The sequence below is a fragment of the Streptomyces poonensis genome (genome assembly GCF_014650915.1).
GTDB classification, from domain to species: Bacteria; Actinomycetota; Actinomycetes; order Streptomycetales; family Streptomycetaceae; genus Streptomyces; species Streptomyces poonensis.
In genome coordinates, this window is the sequence record NZ_BMVW01000002.1 from 506,182 (window position 1) to 533,107 (window position 26,926).

Annotated in this window: 30 protein-coding genes; 15 read left to right on the top strand and 15 right to left on the bottom strand. The window is 72.9% G+C overall.

Features of this window, described 5'->3' with window-relative positions:
- Positions 1-332: 332 nt before the first annotated feature.
- On the bottom strand, positions 333-698 hold the full coding sequence (locus IE242_RS09145) for a PRC-barrel domain-containing protein (protein ID WP_189857175.1): 366 nt from the start codon (positions 696-698) through the stop codon (positions 333-335).
- A gap of 322 nt (positions 699-1,020) precedes the next feature.
- On the opposite strand from IE242_RS09145, the gene IE242_RS09150 reads away from it, so the two are divergent.
- The gene (locus IE242_RS09150; protein ID WP_373299486.1) at positions 1,021-1,416 is read left to right on the top strand and encodes an SsgA family sporulation/cell division regulator; all 396 of its coding nucleotides are present in this window, start codon (positions 1,021-1,023) and stop codon (positions 1,414-1,416) included.
- Positions 1,417-1,510: 94 nt separating this feature from the next.
- Here IE242_RS09150 and IE242_RS09155 read toward each other — a convergent pair whose 3' ends face one another.
- Both IE242_RS09155 and IE242_RS09160 read right to left on the bottom strand, forming a co-directional pair.
- Positions 1,511-1,801 (bottom strand): DUF5133 domain-containing protein, encoded by a 291-nt coding sequence (locus tag IE242_RS09155; RefSeq protein ID WP_189857179.1) that lies wholly within the window; start codon positions 1,799-1,801, stop codon positions 1,511-1,513.
- Between the two features lie 95 nt (positions 1,802-1,896).
- The gene (locus IE242_RS09160; RefSeq protein ID WP_189857181.1) at positions 1,897-2,757 is read right to left on the bottom strand and encodes an RNA polymerase sigma factor SigF; all 861 of its coding nucleotides are present in this window, start codon (positions 2,755-2,757) and stop codon (positions 1,897-1,899) included.
- A 329-nt stretch (positions 2,758-3,086) separates the two neighbouring features.
- Between IE242_RS09160 and IE242_RS09165 the strand changes: the two genes are divergently transcribed.
- Positions 3,087-3,965: an RNA polymerase sigma factor SigF gene (locus IE242_RS09165; RefSeq protein ID WP_189857183.1), complete on the top strand. Its 879-nt coding sequence runs from the start codon at positions 3,087-3,089 to the stop codon at positions 3,963-3,965.
- Between the two features lie 119 nt (positions 3,966-4,084).
- Here IE242_RS09165 and IE242_RS09170 read toward each other — a convergent pair whose 3' ends face one another.
- Entirely contained in the window at positions 4,085-4,549 is a 465-nt protein-coding gene (locus IE242_RS09170; protein WP_229858552.1) for an ATP-binding protein, read from the bottom strand.
- A gap of 129 nt (positions 4,550-4,678) precedes the next feature.
- Positions 4,679-5,146, bottom strand: coding sequence for an ATP-binding protein (locus IE242_RS09175; protein WP_189857185.1), 468 nt, complete (start codon positions 5,144-5,146; stop codon positions 4,679-4,681).
- Positions 5,147-5,668: 522 nt separating this feature from the next.
- Here IE242_RS09175 and IE242_RS09180 point away from each other — a divergent pair.
- Positions 5,669-6,088, top strand: coding sequence for an STAS domain-containing protein (locus IE242_RS09180; RefSeq protein ID WP_189857187.1), 420 nt, complete (start codon positions 5,669-5,671; stop codon positions 6,086-6,088).
- A 258-nt stretch (positions 6,089-6,346) separates the two neighbouring features.
- Here IE242_RS09180 and IE242_RS09185 read toward each other — a convergent pair whose 3' ends face one another.
- Positions 6,347-6,778 carry a MarR family winged helix-turn-helix transcriptional regulator gene (locus IE242_RS09185; protein ID WP_189857189.1) on the bottom strand — a complete coding sequence of 144 codons (432 nt, stop codon included), beginning with the start codon at positions 6,776-6,778 and terminating at the stop codon, positions 6,347-6,349.
- 207 nt (positions 6,779-6,985) lie between these two features.
- On the opposite strand from IE242_RS09185, the gene IE242_RS09190 reads away from it, so the two are divergent.
- From IE242_RS09190 to IE242_RS09215, 6 genes are all read left to right on the top strand, one after another.
- The gene (locus IE242_RS09190; RefSeq protein WP_229858554.1) at positions 6,986-8,158 is read left to right on the top strand and encodes a PP2C family protein-serine/threonine phosphatase; all 1,173 of its coding nucleotides are present in this window, start codon (positions 6,986-6,988) and stop codon (positions 8,156-8,158) included.
- Between the two features lie 156 nt (positions 8,159-8,314).
- Complete coding sequence (locus IE242_RS09195; protein ID WP_189857193.1) at positions 8,315-9,214, top strand: STAS domain-containing protein; 900 nt, start codon at positions 8,315-8,317, stop codon at positions 9,212-9,214.
- Positions 9,211-9,630: an STAS domain-containing protein gene (locus IE242_RS09200; protein ID WP_189857195.1), complete on the top strand. Its 420-nt coding sequence runs from the start codon at positions 9,211-9,213 to the stop codon at positions 9,628-9,630. The genes IE242_RS09195 and IE242_RS09200 overlap by 4 nt, the downstream gene beginning before the upstream one ends.
- Positions 9,630-10,070, top strand: a complete 441-nt coding sequence (locus IE242_RS09205; protein ID WP_189857197.1) for an anti-sigma regulatory factor — start codon at positions 9,630-9,632, stop codon at positions 10,068-10,070. Before IE242_RS09200 ends, IE242_RS09205 begins: the two co-directional genes overlap by 1 nt.
- Positions 10,070-11,140 carry an ATP-binding SpoIIE family protein phosphatase gene (locus IE242_RS09210; protein WP_189857199.1) on the top strand — a complete coding sequence of 357 codons (1,071 nt, stop codon included), beginning with the start codon at positions 10,070-10,072 and terminating at the stop codon, positions 11,138-11,140. The genes IE242_RS09205 and IE242_RS09210 overlap by 1 nt, the downstream gene beginning before the upstream one ends.
- Positions 11,137-12,918, top strand: coding sequence for a PP2C family protein-serine/threonine phosphatase (locus tag IE242_RS09215; protein ID WP_189857201.1), 1,782 nt, complete (start codon positions 11,137-11,139; stop codon positions 12,916-12,918). The genes IE242_RS09210 and IE242_RS09215 overlap by 4 nt, the downstream gene beginning before the upstream one ends.
- A 99-nt stretch (positions 12,919-13,017) precedes the next feature.
- On the opposite strand, the gene IE242_RS09220 is transcribed toward IE242_RS09215, so the two are convergent.
- From IE242_RS09220 to IE242_RS09240, 5 genes are all read right to left on the bottom strand, one after another.
- Positions 13,018-13,506 (bottom strand): MarR family winged helix-turn-helix transcriptional regulator, encoded by a 489-nt coding sequence (locus IE242_RS09220; RefSeq protein ID WP_189857203.1) that lies wholly within the window; start codon positions 13,504-13,506, stop codon positions 13,018-13,020.
- Positions 13,507-13,779: 273 nt separating this feature from the next.
- A complete protein-coding gene (locus IE242_RS09225; protein ID WP_189857205.1) occupies positions 13,780-14,211 on the bottom strand; it encodes a hypothetical protein in 432 nt (143 codons plus the stop codon).
- Between the two features lie 57 nt (positions 14,212-14,268).
- Positions 14,269-15,078, bottom strand: coding sequence for an SAM-dependent methyltransferase (locus IE242_RS09230; RefSeq protein ID WP_189857207.1), 810 nt, complete (start codon positions 15,076-15,078; stop codon positions 14,269-14,271).
- A gap of 150 nt (positions 15,079-15,228) precedes the next feature.
- Positions 15,229-15,477 (bottom strand): DUF397 domain-containing protein, encoded by a 249-nt coding sequence (locus IE242_RS09235; RefSeq protein WP_189857209.1) that lies wholly within the window; start codon positions 15,475-15,477, stop codon positions 15,229-15,231.
- A 3-nt stretch (positions 15,478-15,480) separates the two neighbouring features.
- Entirely contained in the window at positions 15,481-16,356 is an 876-nt protein-coding gene (locus IE242_RS09240; RefSeq protein ID WP_229858558.1) for a Sco1979 family transcriptional regulator, read from the bottom strand.
- A 298-nt stretch (positions 16,357-16,654) separates the two neighbouring features.
- On the opposite strand from IE242_RS09240, the gene IE242_RS09245 reads away from it, so the two are divergent.
- Both IE242_RS09245 and IE242_RS09250 read left to right on the top strand, forming a co-directional pair.
- Positions 16,655-17,209 carry a DUF6624 domain-containing protein gene (locus tag IE242_RS09245; protein ID WP_189857211.1) on the top strand — a complete coding sequence of 185 codons (555 nt, stop codon included), beginning with the start codon at positions 16,655-16,657 and terminating at the stop codon, positions 17,207-17,209.
- A 264-nt stretch (positions 17,210-17,473) separates the two neighbouring features.
- Complete coding sequence (locus IE242_RS09250; RefSeq protein WP_189857213.1) at positions 17,474-18,244, top strand: esterase/lipase family protein; 771 nt, start codon at positions 17,474-17,476, stop codon at positions 18,242-18,244.
- Between the two features lie 99 nt (positions 18,245-18,343).
- Here IE242_RS09250 and IE242_RS09255 read toward each other — a convergent pair whose 3' ends face one another.
- On the bottom strand, positions 18,344-18,700 hold the full coding sequence (locus IE242_RS09255) for a DUF6343 family protein (RefSeq protein ID WP_229858564.1): 357 nt from the start codon (positions 18,698-18,700) through the stop codon (positions 18,344-18,346).
- Positions 18,701-18,959: 259 nt separating this feature from the next.
- Here IE242_RS09255 and IE242_RS09260 point away from each other — a divergent pair, with 259 nt between their 5' ends.
- From IE242_RS09260 to IE242_RS09270, 3 genes are all read left to right on the top strand, one after another.
- Positions 18,960-19,838 (top strand): SDR family oxidoreductase, encoded by an 879-nt coding sequence (locus tag IE242_RS09260; protein WP_189857215.1) that lies wholly within the window; start codon positions 18,960-18,962, stop codon positions 19,836-19,838.
- Between the two features lie 168 nt (positions 19,839-20,006).
- A complete protein-coding gene (locus tag IE242_RS09265; RefSeq protein WP_189857216.1) occupies positions 20,007-21,251 on the top strand; it encodes a polysaccharide pyruvyl transferase family protein in 1,245 nt (414 codons plus the stop codon).
- Between the two features lie 67 nt (positions 21,252-21,318).
- Positions 21,319-22,770 (top strand): FAD-dependent oxidoreductase, encoded by a 1,452-nt coding sequence (locus IE242_RS09270; RefSeq protein WP_189857218.1) that lies wholly within the window; start codon positions 21,319-21,321, stop codon positions 22,768-22,770.
- 24 nt (positions 22,771-22,794) lie between these two features.
- Here IE242_RS09270 and IE242_RS09275 read toward each other — a convergent pair whose 3' ends face one another.
- From IE242_RS09275 to IE242_RS09285, 3 genes are all read right to left on the bottom strand, one after another.
- Positions 22,795-23,763, bottom strand: coding sequence for an aldo/keto reductase (locus IE242_RS09275; RefSeq protein WP_189857220.1), 969 nt, complete (start codon positions 23,761-23,763; stop codon positions 22,795-22,797).
- A 111-nt stretch (positions 23,764-23,874) separates the two neighbouring features.
- Complete coding sequence (locus tag IE242_RS09280; RefSeq protein ID WP_189857222.1) at positions 23,875-25,209, bottom strand: MFS transporter; 1,335 nt, start codon at positions 25,207-25,209, stop codon at positions 23,875-23,877.
- A gap of 71 nt (positions 25,210-25,280) precedes the next feature.
- A complete protein-coding gene (locus IE242_RS09285; RefSeq protein ID WP_189857224.1) occupies positions 25,281-25,898 on the bottom strand; it encodes a LysE/ArgO family amino acid transporter in 618 nt (205 codons plus the stop codon).
- 88 nt (positions 25,899-25,986) lie between these two features.
- Here IE242_RS09285 and IE242_RS09290 point away from each other — a divergent pair, with 88 nt between their 5' ends.
- The gene (locus IE242_RS09290) at positions 25,987-26,895 is read left to right on the top strand and encodes a LysR family transcriptional regulator ArgP (RefSeq protein WP_189857226.1); all 909 of its coding nucleotides are present in this window, start codon (positions 25,987-25,989) and stop codon (positions 26,893-26,895) included.
- Positions 26,896-26,926: the final 31 nt, after the last annotated feature.

Below are 26,926 nucleotides of genomic sequence, written 5' to 3' on the forward strand. Positions count from 1 at the left end.
CACGCCGCACTCAGGACCTGGACCGCCGGACCGCCGGCTCCCGGGACGCCGCACTGGTCCGGCATCAGCTCACTCCCAATTCCCACACTCGTCACAAACGCCCCTCCGGCCGCGCTCCACGGACGGGGCCCCCAGCCGGTGGCCGGCCCGGTGCCCGCTCCGGCGTGTGCCGTGTCACCGGACACACCGGGGCGGATCCGCGATCGGCACCGTATACGTTCGCCATTCCTCATCGAGCCCCGCCTACCCGCTCGGCCCCGATGCATGGGCGGAATCTCCCTCCGCCGGCACCGTTCCCGAAGGGGAACGGAACGCCTCGGGACCCCCCGGCGTCAGGTCGACTGCCGGCGGGGAAGACCACGGTAATAGGCGGCCACCGTGTCCAGGTACCCGGCGTCCGAGGTCTCCCGGTCCGTCCGGAACAGCGGCGCCGACTTGACCTCCTCACGGGTGGGGGCCACGGTGATCCGCTGCGCCTCCGCGTCGATGCGCTCGACGAGGCCGGCCGGCACCAGCACACTCTTTCCGAACACCCACACACCCGTGTCCACGATCAGGTGCCGCCGGCCGGTGTCGTCGGCCTGCCGGTCGACGTGCCCGAGGGTCCCGTCGGCGGCCTCGACGGAGTACCCCGTCAGAATCTGCCCCTCCTGGTGGCCGCTCCGCTCCGCGTACGACCAGATGTCGTCGAAGTCCACTTCGCTCCCTTCCCTCCGCTGCCCCGTCCCCGGCTCTCCGCGGTCCCTGTGGCTCGCTCAGCGGCTCTCTCAACGGCGGGGCGGACCCCTTCCCGGTCAGCGCCCTCGACAGCAGGAGATACCCCGTTGCGATGGCCGCATTCAGTGCTCACCCTCCTGTCGCCACCGCCCGTGCACCCCCTTGCTCCTGTGCGCTGGGGGCTGCCCTCCATGAATCACCCGGTTGCGGGGGCATCACTGGCGACAAGGGGGTACCTGATGACTCCTCAACCGATGTATCCCGGAGGCTTCCTTGATCCCGTTCGTGCACAGGACCCTGGCCATGCAGCTCGAGGTCGACGACGCCCGCCGTGTTCCCGTGCAGGCCCATCTGAGCTACGACGCGGACGACCCCTTCGCCGTGACGACGGCGTTCAGCCACGAGGGCCGCATCCTCGCCGTATGGAGACTGGACCGGGAGATGCTCGCCGAAGGGGCCCTGCGGCCGGTCGGCGAGGGGGACGTACGGCTGCGTCCGCAGCGCGCGGGAGCCCGCACCGTGCTGCGCGTCGAGCTGTCGGGCTGCGCCCAGGACGGCACGGGACGGGACCGCGCGGTGGTCCTCGCACCGGCCCACGCCGTCGTCGACTTCGTACGGAGCACCTTCGACGTGGTGGCCCCGGGCCGGGAGCGGGTGCGCGTGGACGAGTTCCTCGCCGACCTCACGGCCCGTGGCTGAACACACGACGACGGGTCGTCCGGAAGCACCGGACGACCCGTCGTCGTGTGCGGGGCGCGGCGGGCGCCCCGGTGTACGTGTCCCGGACGGGACGTCAGACGGACGCGGCGTCCGCCGTCGCGGGCTGCTTCTTCAGGCCCTTCGCCCCGTACGGGCGGCGCCCTCCGGGCACCGGCTCCTGCTCGGCGGCCAGCAGCCGGTACGCCTCCTCCAGCGCCCGCCGGACGTCGCGCGTGCCCGTCGACACGCACAGCGTGTAGGCGAGGTCCTGAGCGCGCCGGTCCGGCCGGCCGTCACGCTCCTCCCCCTCGTGCGCCTTCTCCGCGCTCACCTTCTCGTACTCCTCGACGAGCTTGCGCAGGACGGCGGGATGGGGCTTCAGCATCGGTTCCTCTCCTCGGTCAGGTGGTGGGCAGGGCGGTCCCCCGGCCGGTCCGGCCGGGGGACGGGGAAGGGGGCGCGCGGGTGTGCGCCGGGAGGTCAGTCGGGGCGGCGCCGTTCGGCGCCGCGGCGCGACCGCTGCTGGCCGAGGGCCTCGTTCCGCACCCGCGCGCAGCTGCGGCTGATGAGCCGGGAGACGTGCATCTGGGAGATGCCCAGCTGATCGGCGATGCGGCTCTGGGTCATGTCCTCGAAGAAACGCATGTAGAGGATGGCGCGTTCGCGTTCGGGCAGATGCCTCAGCCCTTCCTTCGCCGCCTCCCGGTCGACGACGGTGTCGTACGACGAGTCGACGGTTCCGAGGGTGTCGGCGAGGCTGTAGCCGTCGTCACCGGTGGACACCTCGGCGTCCAGGGACAGGGTGCTGAAGCTGTCCAGTGCCTCCATGCCCGTGGTGACCTCCTCCTCGGTGAGCTTGGCGTGGGCCGCGATCTCGGCGATCGTCGGCGTGGCGGAACCGGCGGTCTGGGTGAGCTCGCGGCGGGCGAGGCGCACCTTGTTGCGCAGTTCCTGCACCCGCCGGGGGACGCGCAGCGCCCACATCCGGTCGCGGAAGTGGCGCTTTATCTCACCGGTGATGGTGGGCACCGCGTAGCTCTCGAAGGCCCCCCGCTCCGGTTCGAAGCGGTCGATGGCCTTCAGCAGGCCGAGCGCGGCGACCTGCCGCAGGTCCTCCAGGGACTCACCGCGGTTGCGGAAGCGGCCCGCGATGCGGTGGGCCATGGGCAGCCAGGCTTTCACGAGTTCGTCGCGGAGGGCCTCGCGCTCGGGTCCGTCCTCCAGCTGCGCGAGACGGACGAATACTGCTGTGGTGTCGGGGGCGTCGTCATGCGCCCTCTGATTCGGGTTCTGGGGGCGCGCGGACGTACCGGAACCGTTTGCGGACGTTTCAACCAGCATGCGGGATCGCTCCTGAACGACGCTTTCAGGGGAATGGCCGCGGGGAAGGGAGCGCGCGGGGCGAAGAGGCCCCGGAGCGGGCACACTTCACCCGTCGGCGCGCCTCTGGTCCGAAGCACGGATCCCGCTTGCCCCGCCGTCGCGGAGGCAAACAGCCGTCCGATCGTGCCCGGTGGCGCACATCCGGCGCACGGCCCGCCGGCCGCGGACCCGGCACCCCGGAAACCGAGAACTCGTGCCCATTCGGGGGGAGTGAGTCGCTCGAAGTGGGGCAAGCGAGGGATGACATCGAGTACTACACGCGACTTCACGCGACAGGGGAGGACGGCATGGCAGCCGTGTCGGCAGCACGGGCAACGGTCACGGCGGACGAGACGGTCACGACGACCGGGGCGGAACTGCCGCTCATCGACGACCCCACGCGGGTCTCGCCGAAGGACGCCAGGGGGCTGTCCCGCCAGTTCTTCGACCGGCTGGCCATGCTGGAGGAAGGCACGCACGAGTACCAGTACGTGCGCAACACCCTGATCGAGATGAACCTCTCGCTCGTGCGGTACGCCGCCTCGCGCTTCCGTGGCCGCGGGGACTCCCTGGAGGACATCGTCCAGGTCGGCACCATCGGCCTGATCAAGGCGATCGACCGGTTCGAGCTGGCCCGCGAGGTCGAGTTCACGACGTTCGCGGTGCCGTACATCGTCGGCGAGATCAAGCGCTTCTTCCGGGACACGAGCTGGGCCGTGCATGTGCCGCGGCGGCTCCAGGAGGCCCGGGTGGAGCTGGCGAAGGCCACGGACGAGCTGCGCTCCCGGCTGGGCCGCACGCCCACCACCCGTGAGCTCTCCGAACTCATGCAGCTGTCCGAGGAAGAGGTCATCGAGGCGCGCAAGGCGGCCAACTGCTACAACTCCTCCTCGCTGGACGCCGCCCTCACCCCCACGGGCGCCGACGACGGCGAGGCGGTCCTGGCCGACGTCCTCGGCGAGGAGGACCCGTCGCTGGAGTTGGTGGAGGACTTCCACTCGCTGGCGCCGCTGATCGCCCAGCTCGACGAGCGCGAGCGGCGGATCATCCACATGCGGTTCGTCGAGGAGCTCACCCAGTCCCAGATCGCCGGGCACCTCGGCGTCTCCCAGATGCATGTCTCCCGGCTGATCAGCCGCATCATCAAGCGGCTGCGCGCCGGCCTCCTGGAGCCGGACGTCGCCTGACGGCCGCCCGGCCGTCCCCCGTCCTTCCGTACACGGGATCCGCCCACCGGACAGCGTCCGGTGGGCGGATCCCGTGGTTGCCGTACGGCGTGCTGCCGTTCAGCCGGGTACTGCCCTTCTCAGTTCAGGCCCACCGTGACCCTGACCCGCTTGCCCACGGGCTCGCGGCGGACCTCGTACGCCTCGCACAGGGCGAGGACGATCTCCAGGCCGTGCTGGCCCACGCGGCCCGGCTCGGCCGCGCGGGCGACCGGGAGCACGGGCTCGCTGTCCCACAGCGTCACCGCGATGGTGCCGCCCGCGAGCTCCAGGTCCATCAGACAGGGACCGCCCGTGTACTTGCAGGCGTTGGTGACCAGCTCGCTCACGATGAGCTGGACCGCCCCGCGGACCCGGGCCGGTATCGATATGTTCCGCTCCGTCTGTGCCCGGGCGAGGAAGCCGTCGGCGAAGCGGCGGGCCTCGCCGATGTCCTCCGGCCGTCCCTCGTACCCGGCACTGTCCTTCAGCTCCACCGCGTCGGACTCCAACGGCTCCGTCAGCGGGGGAAGGGCACGCCTGCCGTCGTGTGCGATGTGTGCCACTTCCTTCGCTCCCGCCTGATGCGACGCCCACCGCCGTGGTGGGCCGACCGCCACGCCGCCTACCCCCTTATCCCCACCTCATGCCCGGTCGTCGCAGTTCCGTTTCGGTGCCGCCGCCCGGCGCTCCGCTCAAAGGCATGTTCCGCCCGTCCGGCGGCGTGACGCGCGCAGCGGCACCACCGCGGTGATGCGCTTTCCGCCCGACGGGAGGTCCGCCAGCGTCACCTCGCGTGACAGCCGGCAGACGATCGGCCAGCCACGCCCTCCGCAGCGCTTCCGGCCGCACTCGTCGACCGAGGTCAGCGCCACGGGAAGGCGGCGGCTGCGGTCGCTGACGGACAGATACAGATCACCGCCGCGCACGGTGACGTCCACGTCCGTGACGCCTCCGCCGTGCAGCATCGCGTTGGTGGTCAGCTCCGAGACCACGAGCAACGCGTCCGCGAGGGCACTCTCGTCGCACCCGGTGTCCGCCGCCCGCTCGGCCACCGCCTGCCGTACGGCGATACGTGCCTCCGCGGGGCTCCGCGGCCCGTGCGGGGGCCCGCTCGGAAAAACCGGGTGAGGGGCGGCCCGGACCTGGTATCGCTCACGCATCCTTTCGCTCCCTGACTCAACTGACGGGGGCGACGGGAGGCCTGCCGCGGGGGCCAGGCGGTGCTCCTGCCATCCGGTCACCCGGGACGCCCAGCCACCGCTCGGACGCGGCGCCGGACACCCGCCGTGTTGTGCGTACTGTCCCCGTGCTGTTGTCGGTGTCGCCTACGTGCTCACGTCTTCACGTCCGCACTGTCTCCACTACTCCGGCTCACCGCTCGGCGGCGCGTGAAACCGTGAACCACCCGAACGCCGGGAAGTCGCCGCACGCCGGTGACGCGTCGCACGGCGCGAACGCGCCCTGTGTGGGTGTGCGATTCGGGGGTAGGCGCACGAGCGCATCGCCACGCCACCATTCGGCGGGCCAAGGCGTCATGACGTCGGGGGACGCGGACGCGCCGGGAGGTCGTGCCGCCCGGTCGTCCACAGGTCGCGGCGGCACCGCCCGTCGTCAGTGCGCGGTGCATCGAACACGGAGTCCGGGGTAGCCGGATCCGGTCGGCGACGCCTGTGGAGGTACTTGTGTCTGTTGCCCAGAACCCCTTGTCGATCCAGGTGACGGTGCCCAGGGAGGATGCCGTGCTGCTCACGGTCGAGGGCGATCTGGACATCGATACCGCGACCGAGCTGCAGCATCATCTGGCCAACCAGCTGCACCACGGCCGGCGGCACTTCCTGCTGGACGTCTCGTCCGTGCCCTTCATGGACTCGTCCGGGATGAACATCATCCTGCGGGTGTACCAGGAGGCGCGGCAGACCTCCGGCGGGGTGTACGTGATCCGGCCGACGTCCGCCGTGCGGCGGATCCTGGACCTCACCGGTGTCAGCATCACGGTGCCGACGGTGGAGAGCGTCGAGGAGGCACTGGAGCTGGTGGACGCCCGGCGGTCGGACGCACCGCCGGCGGACTCCGGCCCGGAGGAGGAGCCGCCCGCCCCGTAGTCCGTCCGGCGGGCCGCGGGAGGAGCGCCGGCGCCGGACGGCGGGGAACGGGGGTGCACGTAGGCCCTGTCCGGCACCCTCGCGGGTCCAACAGTTGTCGTTTGACAACTATGGCCGTGAGGCAACAAAGTGAGCCGGGTCAACCGCGCGGGAAGAAGGGTGTGGGATGTGCCGTTCGGCGAAGAGGGGCGCGCACGCCGCTCCACCGCGGCGCCCGCACGGCCCGCGGGCGGCCCCGGACCGGTGCGTGGCCGGCGGTCAGGCGCTCCTGACGTCGGAGGCGTCACCCTCGTGGATCTGGGCGGCGGCGGCCGAGCAGAACGCCTCCAGCCCCTCCAGCAGCGCGGTCCGCTGCACGCTCGGCATCTGTTCCAGCACGGACTGCAGAGCGGCCTCGCGGCGCGCGCGCAGCTCCGCCAGGAAGGCCCGGCCGCGCCGGCTCAGCCGCAGCCGCAGCTCGCGGCGGCTGGCGGCGCTGGGCCCGCGCTCGACGAAGCCGACCGCCTGCAGACGGTCGCAGAGCCGACTGGTGGACGGCGGGGTGGAACCCAGGGCGTCGGCGAGCGACCGCAGGTTGATCCCGTCATGGTGCTCGAGGATGAACAGCACACGGATCTGCGACGCCGACACCGGCGCCGTCGAGGCGCGCCCCCACAGGACTTCCAGCAACTCGGCCGCCTCTGAGGTCACACGCGCCACCTCGTTCGGCCGAGGATGGGAGGGGAAAGGAGTCACGATCCCACTCTTCCAGGCTTCTCGGACACTGTCAGCCCGCCGGGTCGGGCAGGCCGTGCCAAACACCGTACGTCCCCACAGATGCGAAGACACCGGGCGGCGTCGTCCGCGACCGGGCGGGGCGGGCACCGTCCCCGTGGAGAGAATGGCGTATCCGACATCGTGAACACATTCGTGGCAGCCGAGCGCGCCCTGCGCTCCGCGGCCCCGCACCGGCTGGTGGACGCGGTCCGCGAGGTGCTGTGCAGCGACTACGCGGCCAAGGCCGTCGATCTGTTCATGGCCGACTACGGCCTCACCGTGCTGCGCTGCGTCTGCTCGCCGCCGGACCGGCCGGAGTCCCTGCCGGTGCACGGCTCCCCGGCCGGGCGGGCCTTCGGCGCCCAGGAGCCGTTCACCGAGCTGGGCGGCGACGGCGGGGTGCGTGTCCACCTACCGGTCACGGTGCGCGGCGACCGGCTCGGGGTGCTGACCGTCACGATGCCCTCCGCCGAGCAGGCCGAGGAGTACCTGGCCGAGCTGGCCGAGGTGGCCCAGGTCCTGGCGCACGAGATCGTCGTCGCGGAGCGGGACACCGATCTCTACCTCCAGGCACGGCGCGAGGACCGTCTCACGCTGGCGGCGGAGATGCAGTGGCAGCTGCTCCCGGGACGTTCGTCCGCCCGCGCGGAGTACGCTCTCGGCGCCCAGCTGGAACCCGCCTACGCGATCTTCGGCGACAACTACGACTGGTGCGCCACCGCCGACCGCCTGATGCTGTACGTCACCAACGGCATGGGCGAGGGCGTCGAGGCCGCGCTGCTGACCAGCCTCGGCATCAACGCCCTGCGCAACGCACGGCGCGCGGGCATCTCCATCGCCGACCAGGCGTGTCTCGCCGACCAGGCGATCCACGCCCACTACCGGGGCCGCGCCCATCTGTCGGTCCTCCTGCTCGACCTGGACCTGGTCACCGGCCGGCTGCGGGTCGTCGACGCGGGCTCGCCCAGGATGCTGCGGCTGCGCGGCCGGACCGTCACACGCGTCGATCTCGAGGCCCAGCTCCCCCTCGGCATGTTCGAGGAGACCGACTACATCGCCCAGGAGGTGCGCGTCGAGCCGGGCGACCGGATGGTCTTCGTCAGCGACGGGGTGTACGGCGTCGCCGGACCGGGCGGGGAGCGCTACGGGGACCGCGCGCTGGCCCGGGCGATCACGTCCACCAGCCTGCTGCCCGCGGCCGAGGTGCCCGGCGCCGTGCTGCGGGAGCTGTCCGGCCACCGTGGCTCCCCCGTGCCCGACGACGACGCGCTGGTGGTCTGCCTGGACTGGTTCGGACGGCCGCGCCCGGACTAGTACGCGAACGTCCGATACGGATCAACGAGGGGTGCACCGGTGTTGTGCGGCTCCGGGGCGTGTCTACAGTTGTCGGGCGGCAAGGAAAGCGGCGCCCGCCGACGAGCGCCGTCCGCCGTGACCGGAGCAGCGCAGAGCAGCTGAGGAGAGAAGCACGTGCCGGAGCAGGAAGCGACAGCACAGCACGGGACGCCGGCGCAGGAGATCGCGGACTTCCTGCACCGGCGCCGGGAACAGATCGCCCAGCGCTGGGCCGACGCGGCCTTGTTCCGCACCGTCTTCACGGTCTCCCGGGACGAGGCCGTGGAGGCCGGCCGGGCCGTGGTGGAGGCGCTGGCCGCCGTGGCCGCCACCCATCGCATCGAGGACCCGGAGGCCGACGGGTTCATCGTCGTGCGGGACCAGCTGGCCCGTACCGCGGCCGCCCGGTCCCGCGCCGGCTTCACCGCCAACCAGATCTCCCTCGAGGTCGACGCACTGCGGGCGCCCGCCGAGGAGCTTCTCCTCGCCGATCTGTCCGGCCGCCCTGCCGAGCAGGTGCGGGACCGCGTCACGGCCCTCACCGTGCTGATGGGCACGCTGCGCCTGGTCGTCCTGGAGACCTCGCTGACCGCCGGGCAGGAGATCGTCGAGCGCCAGCGCATCCAGCTGCTGGAGGCCGCCACGCCGGTCATCCAGCTGTGGAAGGGCGTGGTCGCCGTCCCCCTGATCGGCACGCTCGACAGCGCCCGCAGTCAGGTGGTGATGGAGACGCTGCTGGACACCGTCGTCGAGCAGCGCGCCCGCTTCGCGATCCTCGACATCACGGGTGTGCCGACGGTCGATTCCCTGGTGGCCCAGCACCTGCTGAAGACCGTGGCGGCGGCCCGTCTGATGGGAGCGGAGTGCATCATCTCCGGTATCCGGCCCGCCATCGCGCAGACCATCGTCCACCTGGGCATCGACCTGAGTTCCGTCATGACGCGGGCGAGCCTCTCGGACGCCCTGGCGTACGCCCTGCGGGAACTGGGCACGGACATCGTGGCCCATGTGCCGGGCGGTGCGGAGTCCCGGTGACCGCCCCGTTCCCCGCTCCCTACGGGGGCCATGTGCCCGTGCTCCGGCTCGGGGGCGTGCTCCTCGTCACGTTCCAGGGTGATCTGCACGACAGCCAGGCCGAACAGCTCCAGCAGGACGTCAGCGAGGCCGCCGCCGACAACCGGGTCAGCGGCGTGGTCCTCGATCTGTCCGGTGTCGAGCTCGTCGACTCGTTCCTGGGCCGGGTGATCGGCGACATCGCGGCCAAGACGCGGCTGCTCGCCGCGGAGACGGTGGTGTGCGGTATGCGCCCCGCCGTGGCGATCACGCTGGTGGAGCTGGGTCTGACGCTGCCGGGGCTGCGCACGGCGCTCAGCACCGAGGACGCCATGCGGCTCCTCGGCCAAGGTTCCGTCTCCCCCCGGCCCGGGCGCACACGCCAGGAGAGTCCCTGATGCAGACAGCCGGCGGTGTCTCCGCCCGCCTGCCGATCCACTCGGATCTCGATCTGGTGTGGGTACGGCAGCATGTGCGGCAGGCCGCTGCCCAGCTCGGCTTCGGGCTGGTGGCACAGACGAAGCTGGTCACCGCGGCCAGCGAGCTCGCGCGCAACACCCTCGTCCACGGCGGCGGGGGCGAGATGGAGTGCGCGCCGGTGAGCAGGGCCGGTGTGCCGGGGCTGCGGCTCACCTTCAGCGACGAGGGGCCGGGCATCCCGGATCTCGACCGGGCCCTGAGCGACGGCTACACCTCCGGCGACGGCCTGGGCATGGGACTCGGCGGCGCCCGCCGGCTGGTGCACGAGTTCCGGATCGACAGCAGCCCCGGCACGGGCACCACCGTGACGGTGACGTCGTGGTCCGCCAAGCCGCCGCTGCCGCGCGAGGAGGCCTGATGCCCCGCGTCTGGGAGGTGCCGGTGCACGACTCGACCCGGGTACGGGACGTGCGCGTGGCGACCGAGGCCGCCGCCGCCCAGGCGGGCCTCGACGAGGACCGCACCGCGAGCACCGCGCTCGTGGCCACCGAGCTCGCCACCAATCTGCTCAAGCACGCGGGCGGCGGGCAGATCCTGCTGGACGCGGTGGACTCGTCCGAGAGGGCCGACGGCACCGGGGGACCCGCGCAAGTGCAGATCGTGGCCGTGGACCACGGGCCGGGCATCCGTGACGTCGCGGCCGCGCTGCGGGACGGCTTCTCCACGACCTCCTCCCTCGGCGCGGGCCTGGGCACCTGCCGGCGGGTCGCGGACGTGTTCGACCTGCACAGCGTGCCGGGGCGCGGCACCGTCGCCATGGCGCGGATCGGCGGCCGCGGGGAGCGCTCCGGCGTCCCCGGCCGCCTCGCCCGGCCGGCGGTGCGGGTCGGCGGCGTCAACATCCCCTTCGCCGGTGCCGAGTACTCGGGTGACGCCTGGGCAGGGATACGAACAGGCGATCGCGTGACACTGATGCTGGCCGACGGGCTGGGCCACGGCCCCCAGGCGGCGCACGCGTCCTCGGCCGCCGTGGCGGAGCTGCGCCGCTCGGACCGGCTGTCCCCGGCGGAACTGCTGCGGCGGCTGGACGGCGCGCTGCGGGACACCAGGGGCGCGGCCGTGGCCGTGGCCCAGCTGGACCTCACGGCCGGGCGGCTGGCCTTCGCCGGCGTCGGGAACATCGGCGCCCGGCTGCGCACCGGCGACAGCTGGAAGCATCTGCTGTCGCGTCCCGGCATCGTCGGCGCCCACCGGCCGGCGAGCATGCCGCAGCAGCAGGTGGACTGGGAGGACGACTGCCTTCTCGTACTGCACAGCGACGGCCTGCCGAGCCGCTGGAGCCCCGGTCCGGCCGCCTACCGCCCTTCCCTCGACCCCGCTGTGATCGCCGCCGAGATCGTGCGTGACGCGAGCAGCCCCGCCCGGCCGGTACGCGACGACACCGCCGTCGCCGTACTGTGCCCCTCCTCGCCGGACCCCGCTTCATGATCCGCACCTGGCACGTCAGCACCGTCACCGACGCCGCGCGCGCCCGTATCGCCACGGCGCGGCTGGCCACCGCGCACGGCGTGAGCGCCGTCGACCGCGCCCGTCTGGTCGGCGCGCTCACCGCGCAGCTGCGGCAGTGTCTCACCAAGGGAGGTGTGTGGCGGCTCAGCGTGGAGACGACCGCCGCGCCGTCCGGGGACGGCGGCCGGATCGACGTCGAGGTGGCGCCCGAGAAGCGCCCGGCGGGCGATCTGCGGCCGCCCTGGCGCACCACGGTCGTCTGTCCCGAGAACAGCGGCGCGGACGGCGACGGGCATGTGGCGGACGACCCGGCGTCGCTCGCGGAGGCGCTGTTCTGCGCCGACGAGGACGCGGCCGTGCTCCTGGAACGGCTCGACGAGCAGGAGCGCCTGGTCGCCTTCCACCGCGAGGAACTGCACCAGACCAACCAGGGCGTCCTGGCCCTGCACGCCGAGCTCGACGCGGCCGGACGCGCGCAGCGCGAACTGTTCGCGGCCGAGCAGCGGGCTCGCGAGGAGGCCGAGCACGCGCGCGGCCGGCTGACCTTCCTGGCCGACGCGAGCACCGCCCTGACGTCCTCCCTCAACCACGACGCGATCGTGCGGCTCCTGCCCGCCCTCCTGGTCCCCCGCTACGCCCGCCCCGGCTCCGTCGACGTATGGCTGTTCGACGAGGAGGGCGACGACCGGCACGGCGGCGGGCCGCGTCCGGCCGCCGCCGTGCTCGCGGCGCGCCGCGGGCGCCCCCAGTACGCGGCCGACCACCCGGGCGGGCTGCCCGGCGTCGACGACCAGCCGCCGTCCGCGCTCGACCCCGCGCGGCCCCTGCTGTGCATACCGCTGCTGACCCGGCGGGCGCCGCTGGGCGTGCTGACGCTGTCGCCGTCCGGGGAGCGCTGGGACCCCGACGACGCCATCATGCTGATCGAGCTCGCCCGGCGGGCCAGCATCGCGATCGAGAACGCGAAGCGCTTCGAGCACAACCGGGACATCGCCGAGACCCTGCAGCGCGCCCTGCTCACGGATCTGCCGACGACACCGGGTCTGCGGCTCGCGGCCCGCTATCTGCCGGCCACCCGCGGCATGAACGTCGGCGGCGACTGGTACGACGCCTTCCGCCAGCCCGACGGCAGCCTGATCACCGTCATGGGCGACGTCACCGGGCACGGGCTGCACGCCGCGGTGATGATGAGCCAGCTGCGCACCGCGCTGCGCGCGTACGCGGTCGACGGGGGGACACCGGGCCGGCTGCTCACCCAGCTGCACACGTTCCTGCACCATCTCCAGCCCGATCTCTACGCGACGGCCGTCATCGCCCGCTTCCACCCCGAGGAGCCCACCCTCACCTGGGCGGCCGCGGGGCACCCGCCGCCCGTGCTGCGCACCCCCGACGGCCGGGTGCGGACGCTGGACGCCAAGCCCGGCGCCATGCTCGGCATCCCGCTGCGGCAGGAGATCGGGGACCACACCGTGCCGCTGCCGCCCGGCTCGACGCTGGCGCTCTACACGGACGGCCTGGTGGAGCGCCGCGCCCAGGGCATAGACCCCGGCATCCAGCGGCTCGCCTCGGCGCTGGCGGACTTCGGGCCCGCCGAGCTCGACACGGACCTGGAGGGTTCCGCCGACCGGCTCCTCCACCCGCTGCTGCACGACTCCGAGCACGACGACGACGTGTGCCTGCTGCTGTGCCACACCCACAGCGGAGCCGCGGGCGTACCGGGACAGCCGGGCCCGCTGTCCTCCGGCAGGGGCGTCTGACCGCACCACCGGCATCCGGCCGCCGACAGTCACGCTCACCCGCCGCTCACCGCCGGGCGGCCGGTACGCGCGTTCGGTGGCGTCGGGCGTCGAGGGACCTCAGTCGTCGGGTCGGGTGCCGCGTCCGAGCTGTGCGTCCGCCAGGGTCTGGGCCTCGTGGAAGCCGCGCAGGATGTCCTCCAGTGCCCTGCGCTGTGCCGGGGACAGGGACTCCAGCGCGCCGGTGAGGTAGGCGGACAGGCGGTCGGTGACCTCGGACAGGAATCTGGCTCCGTGCGGGGTCACCACCAGCTGTACCTCGCGCCGGTCCACCGGCTGTACGGTCCGCCGCAGCAGCCCCGCCGCCTCCAGCCGGTCGCACATCCGGCTGGCGGTGGGCAGCCCGATCTCCAGGTGCTCGGCCAGCGCGGTGAGGTTGAGTTCGGGCCGTCGGCGCACGATCCGCAGGGCCCGTATCTGGCGGGCGGGCAGCCGCGGGCTGACGTCCTCCACGGCGGCGAACCAGAGTGCCACCAGACTCTCCACCGCATCGGTCACCTGCCGGGCGACCTCGCCCTGCCGGGCGCCGGCGTCCTGTTCGCAGCCCACCCCGTCACCCTCCGCAGAACGGGGGCCGCCTCCTCGGGGTCCGTCCCGGTCCGGGACGGACCTGCTGCGACGTTCCTCTCGCCGCACCGGCGGGCGCCCACGTGCCACGGTGGGCGTGAGGGAGTTCCGGCAGGCCGACAGCTCCAGCGGTACTCACGAACGCGTCTCTTTCAGTCGGCTCGGGACAAAGACCTCGTCACTCGGTCATGCCCATGGCGTACCCGAAGCGCCCAGGAGTACACGGCCGCCTTCGCGTCTCCTCCGCCGAGCGGCTCACAGGTCGGTCGGGAGGCCGCTGGCCTCGGCGATGCCGCGCAGCTCCTCGTCCTGCCGGTACCGCTCGCGGATGCAGTCGGCGATGTCCTGGCAGCGTTCCGGGTCGGCGGCGGTGGCGGCGTCGGTGACGATACGGACCGGTCCGCAGTCCTCCACGTCGATCTGGATCAGCTGGTTGTCGAGACGGCCGGTGACGGCCGTGGCGACGACCAGGGCGGCCTCGTCGCGGATCTCGTCCGGGACGCTCTCCGCCTCGTCGTCGTTCAGCCCGAAGCCGACCGGGGCGGGGTCCTCCTCCTCGATCGCCCGCAGCACCGGAGCGACGAGGCCGAGCAGCAGCTCGTACTCCTCGGGCGTCATGCTCACGCGCAGGAGGTCCAGGTGGACGTCCAGCGCACGGCTGTTCGGTGGCAGATTCGGCTCGTTCATGTGACACCGGGTTCCCCGATATGCCGAGGGTTCCCACCCTTCCCGTCGGTCGCACGTCTACGGCTTGTACGCCACTCCCCCGTACACGTCCGTGGGCTGCGGGGAGGTGCCCGGTTCCGGGCGCCACAGCGGGCAGGGGACGATGCCCGGCTCCAGCAGCTCCAGTCCCTCGTAGTAGGCCGCGAGCTGCGCGGGACTGCGCAGGACGTACGGAACGGCGCCCGTGTCGTCGTACCCCTGCTGGGCGCGTTTGAGCTCCTCGTCGGTGTCCGTGCTGTCGTAGTGCACGAGATAGCTGCCGGAGGGCAGCGCGCCCGTCAGGCGGCGGACGATCGCCTTGGCCTCCTCGTGGTCCTGGATGTGGCCGAGGATGCCCATGAGCATCAGGGCCAGGGGCCGGCCGAGGTCGAGGACGCCGCTCGCGGCCTCGAGGATGGTGTCCGGCTCGCGCAGGTCGGCGTCGATGTAGTCGGTGACGCCCTCGGGAGTGCTGGTCAGCAGGGCCTGGGCGTGGCGCAGGACGAGGGGGTCGTTGTCCACGTAGACGACGCGCGACTCGGGGGCGGCCTTCTGGGCGACCTCGTGGGTGTTGTCGTACGTCGGCAGGCCGGTGCCGATGTCCAGGAACTGGCGGATGCCGCGGTCGCGGGCCACGAAGGTGACCGTACGGATCAGATAGGCGCGCGAGGCCTTCGCCATCGTCTCGATGTTCGGGGCGATCTCACGGTAGGCGTCGCCCGCGCGCCGGTCGACCTCGTAGTTGTCCTTCCCGCCCATCCAGTAGTTCCAGATGCGGGCCGAGTGCGGAACCGTGGTGTCGATCTTCGACAGGGCTTCCCGGTCGGGGGTGGACGGGCCGTCTGTCATGGGGACTCCCCTGCCTCGCATGGCCTGTTTCCCGTCAAGCTACCGCCGACTCCCGGTCCCGGGCCCGGAGTTGGGACGGCTGTGACGAACGCGCGGGAGGGGGCGGCGCGGTGCCTTCAGGAGACCGGCGCGCCCGAGGGAGCAGCGCCTTCAGTCGGTCAGGAAGTCGGCCCGGCCCGCCTTCACCCCCTCCAGGAACGCGATCATCTCCTCCCTCGAGTAGACGAGCGCGGGTCCGGCCGGGTCGGTGGAATGCCGGAGGGCGACACGGCCGTCCGGCAGCCGTTTGGCCTCGACGCAGGAGCCGCCGTTGGTGCCGCTCCAGGGCTTGTGCCAGCCCTCGGCGCCGAGGGCGGACGCGGCCGGGCCGGGATGGTGGCCGGGGTCGTTCGATGCCATGGGTCACAGCTCCTCACGCAGTGCGGCCAGGATGTCCCTGGTGCGGTCGACCGGCTCCGCCTGCACGGACATCCGGTCCAGTACTTCCAGGTAGGTCACGACGTCGGCGGGCCGCTCGAGGTACTGGGCGCCCGCGAGGCTCTCGGTGTAGACGACGTCGGGAAGTTCGGAGAAACCGAAGCGGAAGAAGTGGAAGGGACCGTACGCGCCCGGATGGGGCCCGGCGGCCAGGCGCATGATCTGGATGCGCACCCTGGGACTGCCGAGGGCCTCGGTCAGCCGGTCGATCTGGGCCCGCATCACGGCGGGGCCGCCGACCGGCCGGCGCAGCACGGTCTCCTCCAGGATCGCCCAGAGGGTGGGTGCCTCCGGCTCGGCCAGCAGCTCTTGGCGCCGCAGCCGCAGGGAGACCCGGCGTGCGAGGTCCTCCTCGCTCGCGTTGGGGAAGCCGACGCGCAGCAGGGCGGCGGCGTAGTCGGGGGTCTGCAGCAGCCCGGGAACGTACTGGGGCTCGTACAGACGGATGACGGCGGCCTCGCTCTCCAGGCTGACGTAGACGCGGAACCAGTCCGGCAGGACGTCGCGGTACGTGTGCCACCAGCCGGGCCGGTTGGCCTCGCGGGCGAGGGCGAGGAAGTCCTCGAGCTCCGTGGCGGGCACCCCATAGGTGCGCAGCAGCTCCCGCACGTACGGGATACGCAGCCCGACCTCGGCCTTCTCCATGCGGCGCACCGTCAGGGCGGTGACCTCGACGGCCCGCGCGGCCTGTTCGTACGACACGCCGGCCCGTTCCCGCAGCTGCCGGAGCCGCCTGCCGAGGACCATGCGCAGGACCGTGGGGGCCGTCGGGGCGCTGCTTCCTGAGCGGGACTCACTCACGTGCTGCCTCCCGGGCGGGAATCACAGCGTGCAGTGTGCCACGCGCTCTGTTGACGCCGACAGGTCCACGCGGTTCGTTCTGCAATTGTCGGAACGCCCGTCACCGGCCTGGTCCATCGGCCACCATGGGTACCGAAAGACCCGCCGCGCACCGCCGGTGGTGTTGCCCCGGCTCCCGTGTCCGGTGCGGGTGTCGGCGCCCGGCTCGGGCGACATGACGCGAGATCTGGACGGCCGCCGTGACGAACGGACAACCGAGAGACCTGGCGCGCGGCGCCGGGGATTCCGGCGGGGCGGCATGAGGGGGCCGTACCAGGGGGTCGTGCCGGACGAGACCCTCGCCGCCGAGCTGATCCGCAGGGTCGAGGAGGAGCGGCGGCTCGCCCGGGAGGCCCGCTCGGTGCCCGGCGCGATCGGCCGGTACCGCATCGGGCGGTGCCGCGACGACAACGCGCGCGCTCTCGAGGCGATGGTCGGCCGCCACGGCTGGCCCACCGCCGACCTGGTCGGCGAGCCGGCGTCGACGGCCGCGCTGATGATCCTGCTGCACGCGCCCGACCTCGGGTTCCAGCTCACCTGCCGGGACCTCATCGCGGAGGCCGCGGCGGACGGCGGGTGCCCGGCGGTCCACCACGCGTACATCGCCGACCACTGCGCGGTCGCGCTGGGCCAGCCGCAGTTCTACGGCACCCGCGTCGACCCCGCCACCCTCGCCCCGTACCCGCTCCGGCACCCCATGACGGTCGACGAGCGCCGCCGCGACGTCGGGCTGGGCCCGCTGGGCGAGCAGCTGCGGGCGCTGCGCGGGGGCCTGGGGGGCGTGGGAGGCGCAGAAAGCTCCAACGGGCTCTAGCGGGCTCCAGACGGCTTCAGGGGACGCTCCGCGACAGGCCGCCGGCCCTCCCTTCACGGTGCGTACAGGCCCGCTGCGCGACGAGTGACGCATGTTTCATGTGCCTGGTCCGGGTACTGGTGAGGTCCGAGCAACACAGGGGATCGGCCGGCGCGCGGGATCGCTTCCCGCGGCCGGGTCCGGGGCCGGTCTGCTCCGTCCCACCGGAAGGGGGCCGGACACATGGTGTGCGAAGGACCGCGTCCGCCTGCCCCATGGCTGTCGATGCTGCGGGGTGCCGCCCTGGAGACGGGCTGGGCCACGGTACGGCTGGCCGGGCTGCCGCTCGATCTCGCCGTGCGCGGTGCGCGGCAGGTCACCGGATGGCTCCGCGGTGAACACGAGGACGAGGACCCCCTGCCGGACTGTACCGACGTCTCGGGCCTGCCGGTGATGTTCGTGCACGGGCTGGCCGACCGCGCCTCGATCTTCTCCCGGCTGCGCGGCGGACTGCGGGACTGCGGCGCCGGGCCGCTCCTGACGGCCTCGTACAACGCCTACCACCCGGACATCCCCGCGGCCGCCCGTGAACTGGGCGAGCAGGTGGCCCAGGTACGGGCCCGGACCGGGGGGCGGCCCGTGTGCGTGGTGGGGCACAGCCTCGGCGGGCTCATCGCGCGCTACTACGTGCAGCGGCTCGGCGGTGACGTCCATGTGCCGCTGGTGATCACGCTGGCCACACCGCACGGCGGTACCGCGATGGCCCAGTGGACCCCCGTGTACCCCCTGCTGCGGCAGCTGTGCCCGGGCAGTCCGCTGCTGGCCGAGCTCGACGAGCCGTGCGTCGGCTGCCGTACGCGGTTCGTGTGCTTCTACAGCGATCTCGACGAGGCCGTCGTCCCGGCGAACAGGGCCCGCCTCGACCACCCGGACCTGCGGGCGCGCAATGTGCTCGTCCACGGGGTCGGGCATCTGATGCTGCCCCTGCACCAGCCGGTGATCGACGAGGTGCGCGCACTGCTGGCGGAGACGGCCGAGCTTCCGCTGGCGGGATGACGGCCGTCTGTCGCCTGGCGGGATGACGGCCGTCTGTCGCCGTGGCGGTGCCGGTGCCGGGTGGGGGCCGGGTCGGGTCGCTGGCGGATCACTGCCAGGTCAGTGCCGGGCCTGCCCCTGCCGCCGCAGTCGCCGCAGCACGACCACCAGGTCCACCGCGGTGACGACGGCCAGTACGGCGCACCCGACGGCGAGGCCGGTCAGGACCGCGGCGTCGGGCCGGTCGCCGGTCTCGTGGTGCGCCGCCCACACCCCGAACAGCACGGCCGCGACGGTGAACACGGGCAGGAAGAACACGGCCAGGATCCGGCGCAGCCGCAGGGCGGTCCGGGCGGTGCGCGGTTCGGTGCCGCTCCCGCCCAGGTAGCGCCCCGAGGGCTCGGGGACCGGCGTCCGGCGCGGCAGGCCGCCGGCGTGCCGGCGGCGTCCTGCGGGCTGGGAAGGATGCGCGCTCATGGCCCACCTCCTGGGGAATCGTCCGATCAGTGGTGCCGAGTACCTGATCCGCGCCTCCGCACTCCTGCGGGAGGCGCCCGGATCACGGAAGCCCCTGGTCGGGCGGGTCGGCGGGACGGGGGGTGCGGCGCCGCGCCGCGTGTGGCGGGACGTCTGCCGGGTACTGGGGCCGGGCCGGCCCCGGACCCGATCCGCCCGATCCGTCCGGGCGTACGAGCCGGACCGTGCGTATCGCTGTCGCGTATCCAGGGAGTCACCCGTGAACGATCAGCAGAACCCCGCCGAGCAGCACCCGCAGCCCGACTTTCCCTCCCAGGAGCAGCCCCATCCCGGCTGGACCGGCCCCATGGACCCGCCCCCGGACCACGGGGAGGAGTCGTACCGGGGCAGTGGCCGGCTGGAGGGCCGCAAGGCCGTGATCACCGGCGGTGACTCGGGCATCGGGCGGGCGGTCGCCATCGCCTTCGCCCGGGAGGGCGCCGATGTGCTGTTCACGCATCTCGACGCGGAGAAGGACGACGCCCAGGAGACCGTGCGCTGGGTCGAGGAGGCCGGACGGCGTGCCGTGCCCGTCTCGTGCGACATCCGTGAGGAGGGCAACTGCCGGTCCCTGGTCGACCGTGCCGTCGACGAGTTCGGCCGCATCGACGTCCTGGTGAACAACGCCGCGTACCAGATGTCGCAGCCGGAGGGCATCGAGTCGATCTCCACCGAGCAGTTCGACCGGGTGATGCGCACGAACCTCTACGGGATGTTCTGGCTGTGCAAGTTCGCGCTGCCGCACATGCGTGAGGGCGGCAGCATCATCAACTCGACCTCGGTGCAGGCGTACAAGCCCAGTCCGCACCTGCTGGACTACGCGACGTCGAAGGGCGGCATCGCGACGTTCACGCAGGGGCTCGCCCAGATGGTCATCGGCCGGGGCATCCGCGTCAACGCGGTGGCGCCGGGGCCGGTGTGGACGCCGCTGATCCCGTCGACGATGCCGGACACGACGGAGTTCGGCAAGCAGGCGCCCATCGGCCGGCCGGCCCAGCCCGCCGAGATGGCCCCCGCGTACGTCTTCCTCGCCTCGCAGGACGCGTCCTACATCATCGGGGAGATCGTCAACGCGACGGGCGGGACGCCCCTTCCGTGACGCCCCCGTCCCCGGCGCCTCGCGGAGTCCGGGGCGGCGGGGCGGCGGGAGACACGGGGGGGGGGACACCGAGGACACTGACCGGAATGTCGCGGAACAGGTGTTTCCGGTGAGGTGCCGCGGGCTACTCGGGTCCCTCCGACCACCGACGCGACGGGAGGGCACCACATGACTCTTGCAGCCCAGCAGCCGCAGTCTCTCGCCCAGCCCGGCCCGCACGCCCTGCGTATCGGCGTGCTCGGCTCCTACGGCGGCTTCAACACCGGTGACGAATCGATCCTGACGTGTGTGCTGGGCTGTCTGCGGGCCCACCGCCCGGACGCCCGGCTGGTCGTCTTCAGCCGCGACGCCGAGCACACCCGGTCCCACCACCGCGACGCCGACGAGGTGGTCGCCTGGGAGAACGTCGCACAGCGGCAGGTCCTGGACGCCCTGTCCGGCCTGGACCTGCTGGTGCTGGGCGGCGGCGGCATCCTGTACGACAGCGAGGCCCGCCGCTATCTGCGTCTGGTGCGGGCGGCACAGAACCGCGGGGTGCGGACCTTCGCGTACGCCGTCGGCGCGGGCCCGCTGCACGAGGCCGACGACCGCGAGGCGGTGCGCACGGTCCTGCAGACCATGGACGACGTCGTGGTCCGCGACGAGGAGTCGCGGCTCGTCCTGGAGGAGGTCGGGCTGGAGCGCGAGATCGCGGTCACCGCCGACCCCGCGCTGCTCCTGTCCCCCGAGCCGTTCACCACGGGGATGCTGCTCGCCGAGGGCATTCCCGGCGGCCACCGGCTGGTCGGGATGTCGGTGCGCGAGCCCGGCCGGGCGGCCGAGAAGCTCGACGAGGGCGACTACCACGCGCTCCTCGCCGACGTGGCGGACTTCCTGGTGCGGCGGCTGGACGCGTATGTGGTCTTCATGCCGATGGAGCGCCACGACGTGCGGCACGCGCACGCCGTGCTGTCCCACATGAGCGCACCGGACCGCGGTCGGATCCTGCACGGCGCGTACAGCCCCGGACAGGTCCTCGGCTTCATGCGCCACCTGGACCTGGCGGTCGGCATGCGCCTGCACTTCCTGATCTTCGCGGCGCTGACGGGTCTGCCGGTGCTGCCGCTGCCGTACGCCGGGAAGGTCTTCGACTTCGCGCGCCGTACGGGTGCGCCGGGCCTGGTGGGCGTGGCCCGGGAGCAGGCCGGGCTGCTCCTGGCGGAGGTGGACCGGCTGTGGGACGAGTACCCGCAGCGGCGCGGTGAGCTGGAGGCCCGGATGCGGGAGCTGCGCGAACTGGCCCGGGAGACCTGTGTGCGCTGCCGCGCCCTGCTCGACGACATCGACGGCGCGCAGGATGCCGCCGCGGCGTCGCACCTGTGCGGGCCGGGCGCCGTCCGGGGCGGGCCGAGAGAGGCCACCCTCAGCTCCTGAGACCCCCTCGGAGCCACAGATGCCTCAAGCCACTCAGAGCTCTCAGAGCCCTCAAGAGAGGGAACCGATGCCCGTCCTGGAGCAGCCCCCCGAGAACCTCACCGTCACCCTGCCGCCGCGGTCCGCCCGGCACGGAGGCCGGACCGACGTGCTGGTGGTCGGCGGCGGCCCGGCCGGGATCGGCGCCGCGCTGGCCGCCGCGGACGCGGGCGCGGACGTCGTCCTCGTGGAGCGGTACGGCTTCCTCGGCGGCAACGCGACCGTGGCGCTCGTCATGCCGCTGATGTCGTTCCACAACGAGCACAAGCACATCGCGGACGCCCGCCCCGACCGGACCGTACGGCTGCTGCCCCCCGACCACGGCGAGGGCGAGCCGGTGGTCGCCGGGGTGCTGTGGCGGCTGCTGGACCGGCTCGCCGAGCGCGGCGGCTGCATACCGCCCTCGCTGGACACCGGCTACACCGTGCCGTTCGACCCGGAGATCCTCAAGCTGGTGCTGCTGGACCTCATGGACGAGGCCGGGGTGCGGATGCTGTTCCACGCGTTCGCCTCCACCGCGCTGCCCCTCGGCGACGGGCACCGGGTCGTCTTCGAGTCCAAGTCGGGACCGGTGGTCATCGACGCCGGCGTGGTCGTGGACTGCACGGGCGACGGCGACGTCGCGGCCGCCTGCGGGGCCCCGTACGAGATCGGCCGCCCGGAGGACGGGCTGGTCCAGCCGATGACCCTGATGTTCCGCGTCGCGGACTTCCTCCAGCCCCGCTTCGCCGCGTACGTACGGGCGCACCCCGACCAGTGGCGCGGCGTGCACGGCCTGTGGGACCTGGTGCGGGAGGCCGCCACGGCCGGCGAACTGGACCTGCCGCGTGAGGACGTGCTGTTCTTCGCCACCCCGCACGCGCGCGAGCTCAGCGTCAACTGCACCCGGGTGACCGGGGCGCTCGGCACGGACGTCTGGGACCTGACCCGCGCCGAGGTCGTGGCCCGCCGCCAGCTGGAGCAGATCGACCGCTTCCTGCGCCGCCGGGTACCGGGTTTCGAGGAGTCGTACGCCGTGCAGAGCGGCACCCACATCGGGGTCCGCGAGACCCGGCGCGTCATGGGCGACTACCGGCTGACCCGGGACGACATCCTGGAGGCCCGGCCGCACCCGGACGTGATCGCGCACGGCGCCTACCCGATCGACATCCACAACCCGCGGGGCACCGGCACCGTCCTCGACCGCGTTCCCCCGGGCCGCTTCTACGACATCCCGCTGCGCTGCCTGCTCCCCCGGGACACGGAGCGGCTGCTGGTGGCCGGGCGCTGCATCTCCGGCTCGCACGTGGCGCACTCCTCGTACCGGGTGATGCCCATCGCGATGGCGACCGGCCAGGCGGCGGGCGTCACGGCGGCGCTGGCCACGCGCCTGCGCCGCACGCCGCGGGAACTGCCGTACGCCCTCGTCCAGCAGGAGCTGCTGCGCCAGGGGGCCCGGCTGAGCATCGGCGGGGACGACGACGAGGGCGTGCGGGAGTGACGTCGCGGGCGCTCGGCGGCGCGCTCAGTGGCCGCTGACGGAACGGGGCGTGTACGGCCGCTCCAGCTCCTCGGCCTCCTCGTCGGTGAGGTCGACGTCGAGGGCGGCGACGGCGTCGTCGAGGTGCTGCGGCTTGGTGGCGCCGACGATGGGCGCGGCGACGGTGTCCTGGCGCAGCACCCAGGCGAGGGCGATCCGCGCGCGTGGGACACCGCGTTCGGCGGCGACGCGTCCGACGGCGTCGACGATCTCGTGGTCGCCCTCCTGGTACAGGGTGCTGCCGAACCTGTCGGTGCGGCTGCGCTCGGTGTCCGTGTCCCAGGCACGGGCCAGCCGGCCGCGGGCGAGCGGGCTCCAGGGCAGCGTGGCGACCCGCTGGTCCGCGCAGAGCGGCAGCATCTCGCGCTCCTCCTCTCGGTAGAGGAGGTTGTAGTGGTTCTGCATGGAGACGAACCGGGTCCAGCCGTTCAGTCTCGCGGTGTACTGCATCTTGGAGAACTGCCACGCGTACATCGAGCTGGCCCCGATGTAGCGGGCCTTGCCCGCCTTGACCACGTCGTGCAGGGCCTCCATCGTCTCCTCGACGGGGGTGGCGGGGTCGAAGCGGTGGATCTGGTAGAGGTCGACGTAGTCGGTGCCCAGCCGGCGGAGGCTGTTGTCGATCTCCGTCATGATCGCCTTGCGGGACAGGCCGTGGCCGTTGGGGCCCTCGTGCATGGCGCCGTGCACCTTGGTCGCCAGGACGATCTCGTCGCGGCGCGCGTACTTCGCCAGGGCCCGGCCGACGATCTCCTCACTGGTGCCGTCGGAGTAGACGTTGGCGGTGTCGAAGAAGTTGATCCCGGCGTCCAGGGCACGGCGGATCAGCGGGAGCGACGCCTCCTCGTCCAGGGTCCAGCTGTGCGGACCGCGACCGGGCTGCCCGAAACTCATGCAGCCCACACAGATGCGGGACACGTCCAGGCCCGTCGGACCGAGTTTCACGTACTGCATGGTCACTCCTCGTCGTCATCGGTGGTGCGCCTGAGGAGCAGCGTACGCAGGGGGCGGGAGAGAAACGGGGAACCGGTCGCACGACCGGTCCCCCGTCGACGGCACCGCGGCTCAGACCCGGTACCGACGCAGCGCCGGCGTCACGGTCGCGAGCAGCAGCGTGGCGGCGACCACGAGCAGTCCGCCGCCCACGACGGCCGCGCGGGGGCCGAACGCCGAACCGGCCGTGCCGTGCAGCACGTCGGCCAGCCGCGGGCCGCCGGCGACCACCACCGTGAAGACACCCTGCATCCGGCCGCGCATCTCGTCCGTCGCGGCCGACAGCAGGATGGCTCCGCGGAAGACCATGGAGACCATGTCGGCGACTCCGGCGACGGCGAGGAACGCGGCCGCGATCCACAGGCTGTCGCTCAGGCCGAAGCCGGTGACCGCCACGCCCCACGCCACCACCGCCGCGATGACCATGAGGCCGTGCCGGCGCGCCCGCGAGAACGTGCCCGAGAACAGCCCGCCGAGCACGGCGCCCACGGGGATCGCCGCGAACAGCAGCCCGAGCGCGAGGCCCTCCCCGTACGGGGCGTAGGTCTCGGCGGCGAGCTGCGGGAAGAGGGCGCGGGGCATGCCGAGGACCATCGCGATGATGTCGGCGAGGAAGGACAGCAGCAGCACCTTGTGCAGCCCGATGTAGCGGAACCCCGCGGCGACCTCCCGCCACCCGGCCCGGCGCTTGACCGTACTGTCCAGGGGCGGGAGTGGCGGGAGCCGGTACACCGCCCAGAGGGTGGCGCACAGGGCCACGGCGTCGATCAGGTACAGCTCCGGCAGGCCCACGACGGGGATGAGGGCCCCGGCGAGCATGGGTCCCACCACCGCGCCGGTCTGCATCACGGTGGAGCCGAGGGCGTTGGCCGCGGTGAGCTCCCCGGCGGGCACCAGACGGGCGATGGAGGCGGTGCGGGCCGGTGAGTTGAGGCCGAAGAACGCCTGCTGGAGGGCGAGCAGCACCATCAGCACCGGCACCGAGTCCAGCCCGGCGACGGCCTGCACCCAGAACAGCAGCGAGGTGACGGCGATCCCGGTGTTGGTGATCAGCAGGAGCCTGCGGCGGTCCATGGTGTCGGCGATCGCGCCGCCCCAGAGCGCGAACACCATCAGCGGCAGCAGGCCCGCCAGGCTGGCGTAGCCGACCCAGGCCGAGGAGCCCGTGATGTCGTAGATCTGCTTGGGCACCGCGACGGCGGTCAGCTGGCTGCCGACCGCCGTGACGATGGTGGAGGTCCACAGCCGGCGGTAGGCGGGGCGGCGCAGCGGGCGGGTGTCCATCGCCCAGCGGCGCCATCCGCGCGCGCGGGGCGGCTCCTGCCGTGCTGTGCCGTCGTCGGCGTCCGGCCGCTCGGCGGTGCTGTTCTCGCTCGTGTCCACTGGCGTCCTGGTTGCTCGATACATCTTTTTCTTCGTGCATCACTATCGCCCAGGCGGCGGACAGTACGGTAATCGGACGCGAGCGGGTGCGCCCCCTACAGGGCCCCGGCGATCAGCGTGCCCCCGAGGACGAACATCGTCGCGGCGACCAGTCCGTCCAGCACCCGCCACGCTCCCGGCCGGGCCAGGTACCGGCCGAGCAGCCGGGCACCGAACCCGAGCGCGGCGAACCAGCACAGGCTGGCGAGGGCGGCGCCGAGACCGAAGGTCCAGCGCAGCGGGCCGCGGTCGGCCGCGATGGAACCGAGCAGGAACACCGTGTCGAGGTAGACGTGCGGGTTGAGCCAGGTCAGCGCCAGGCAGGTGAGGACGGCACGGCGGCGCGACGTCGTCGATCCGGGCTCCGCCCGCAGCGCTCCGGCCGGCCGCAGCACGCGCCGCGCGGCCAGCGCGCCGTACACCAGCAGGAAGGCTCCCCCGACCAGGCCCACCACGGTCAGCGCCGCCGGCCAGGCCACCACGACGGCGCCGACGCCGCCGACGCCGAGCGCGATCAGCACCGCGTCGGACAGGGCGCAGATGCCCACGACGGGCAGCACCGCGTCCCGGTGGATGCCCTGCCGGAGGACGAAGGCGTTCTGGGCGCCGATGGCGACGATGAGGGAGAGGCCGGTGCCGAACCCGGCGGTGACGGCGGATACTGCGCTGTTCACACGTTCGACGCTAGGCGGCCCCGCACGGACAGTACAGCTAAAGATTCTTAGGTGGCATTAGTAATCCTCATGCCACCATGATGGGGGCATGATGCCGGAACTCCCCCTCGACCTGGTCCGCACGCTGCTCGCCGTGGTCGACGAGGGCACGTTCGACGCGGCGGCCCGCGTTCTGCATGTGACGCCCTCCGCGGTGAGCCAGCGCGTCAAGGCACTCGAGCAGCGCACGGGCCGGGTCCTGCTGATCCGGGCGAAACCGGTGCGGCCGACCGAGTCCGGCGAGGTGGTCGTCCGCTTCGCCCGCCAGCTCGCCCGCCTGGAGCACGACACGCGGACCGCGCTCGGCACGAGCGGCTGCCCCGGCGCCACCCGGCTGCCGATCGCCGTGAACTCGGACTCCCTGGCCACCTGGTTCCTGCCCGCCCTCACCCGGGTGCCGGAGGAGGTGCGCCCCAGCTACGAGCTGCACCGCGAGGATCAGGACCACACGGCGCGGCTGCTGCGCGAGGGGATCGTGATGGCCGCGGTCACCTCGTCGCCCGACGCCGTCACCGGGTGCCTCGTCCGCGCGCTGGGCCGGATGCGGTACGTGCCCGTGGCGCAGCCCGCGTTCGCGGAGCGGTGGCTCGGCGCGGGCCGGGACGTACCGCTGCGGGAGGTGATCGCCGACGCGCCGGTGGTGGTCTTCGACCGCAACGACGACCTCCAGGACGCCTTCGTGCGCAGGCTCCGGCGGGGCGGGCGGGCCGGTGACCAGCGGCACTTCATGCCGACCTCGGAGGGGTTCGCGGAGGCCGTGGCCGGCGGAATGGGCTGGGGCATGGTGCCCGCGGTGCAGGCCGGACCGCTGCTGCGCGCCGGCCGCCTGGTGCACCTGGCGCCGGACCTCGACCTCGCGGTCCCGCTGTACTGGCAGCAGTGGAAGCTCGACTCCCCCGCCCTCGTCGCGGTCGCCGAGGCCGTCGCGGCCGCGGCGGCGGAGGCGCTGGATCCGTGAGCACCGACCGGCCGCCGCACCGCGGAGCTCC